Origin of the sequence: Vibrio sp. 10N.222.49.C9 (genome assembly GCF_041474985.1) — a bacterium.
Lineage (GTDB): Bacteria > Pseudomonadota > Gammaproteobacteria > Enterobacterales > Vibrionaceae > Vibrio > Vibrio crassostreae_C.
In genome coordinates, this window is sequence record NZ_JBFRVD010000198.1 from 1 (window position 1) to 432 (window position 432).

At 47.0% G+C, this 432-nt stretch carries 1 pseudogene; it reads left to right on the plus strand.

The window, feature by feature from the left end:
* Positions 1 to 432 (plus strand): annotated as a pseudogene (locus AB4585_RS22730) (ATP-dependent DNA helicase DinG); the annotation flags it as partial.

The window sequence follows — 432 nt, forward strand, 5'->3', positions numbered from 1 at the left end:
ATTATCACAAGTCGAATCGCCTCATAGTGGCTGAAGCCGGAACCGGCATTGGTAAGTCATTAGCCTATTTGATGGCTGCTATTCCAGTGGCAAAGTTTAGTAGCCGCAAGGTGGTGATCTCTACCGCTACCGTTGCTCTGCAAGAACAGCTGATTAATAAACACCTTCCCCTTTATCGTCGTCTAGTAGATTTCGAGTTCTCTTTTATATTGGCTAAAGGCAGACAACGCTATTGCTGCGCAGAAAAGCTTGCGGCTGCCTCCGGCGCGGATGAGACGCAAATAGCCATGTTCGAAACCAAGCCGAACAAATCAGATATCGATTTGTTGGAGCGCATGTACAAGGCGCTCTCTGAGAACAAATGGGATGGTGATAGGGATTCTTGGCCTAAGCCGATTAAAGATCACGTTTGGCAAAGCATTGTCAGTGATA